This is a genomic window from Asticcacaulis biprosthecium C19 (assembly GCF_000204015.1).
In the GTDB taxonomy this organism is placed as follows: domain Bacteria; phylum Pseudomonadota; class Alphaproteobacteria; order Caulobacterales; family Caulobacteraceae; genus Asticcacaulis; species Asticcacaulis biprosthecius.
This window is the reverse complement of record NZ_GL883077.1, coordinates 2,368,321-2,369,039: the sequence shown is the minus strand read 5'-3', so window position 1 is coordinate 2,369,039 and position 719 is coordinate 2,368,321. Positions and strand designations below refer to the sequence as shown.

The 719-nt window shown below is 57.0% G+C and carries 1 protein-coding gene; it reads left to right on the top strand.

The window, feature by feature from the left end; translation table 11 throughout:
- Positions 1-107 precede the first annotated feature (107 nt).
- Positions 108-650 (top strand): hypothetical protein, encoded by a 543-nt coding sequence (locus ABI_RS10700; RefSeq protein WP_006272971.1) that lies wholly within the window; start codon positions 108-110, stop codon positions 648-650.
- The last annotated feature ends 69 nt before the right edge of the window (positions 651-719 follow it).

The following is a 719-nucleotide window of genomic DNA, read 5'->3' as shown; positions in this document are numbered from 1 at the left end:
CGGCTCTCGCATTCACACATCACATCGGAACGAGGGATTCTCCATTTTCATACTCCCCCGTTATACGGGGAGGTGTCTGCCAGCGAAGCGCAGCAGACGGAGGGGGGATGTCTTGGCGCGAAACCGTGCAGAATATCGACGTAGATACAGGAATGTCTGCGGGTCAAATCCCCCTCTTCCACCGCCCAGCCTTCCTGCTTCTGGCCTTCCCGTTTTCCGATAAAAACGTGCATGGAAACAACACCCTGACCACCTTCCGCAGGAATGAGGAAACCGACCTTGTCAGACGGCATCGGCGCGGCGTACAGATCGAGTCCCGTAACGGCGGGCCAGGGCGGATGACAATAGAATTACACTTTGTAAATGGGCAGGATGGCATATCCGCTCTCGATAAGGCTGTGCAGGCCTGCCGGGAAGCCGGTGGCGGCGTCATCCAACTGACCGGAACCTTCGACTACGCTTACACCTTCACAAATTTGCGCGACACAGCGGTTGACGCCATCGGCGCGATCGTCATCCTTCCGCCAGGTGTCAAGTGGTTATCAACCGACGATACCGTCATCGGCTGCTACTTCGACCTTACCCTGACGGACTATCATTCGCCCCAGGGTTCAAGCCTCCGCGTAGACACATCCGCCAAAGCATCCTGACGCTCCACGCGCCCCCTTATACCAACAGCCTTGAACCTTGACCTTGCCTTGCCCACCCCATTTATACGC

Bases quoted from the DNA above. Each gene is read 5' to 3' on its own strand.
- ABI_RS10700 (WP_006272971.1), top strand. From the start codon at position 108: ATGTCTTGGCGCGAAACCGTGCAGAATATCGACGTAGATACAGGAATG.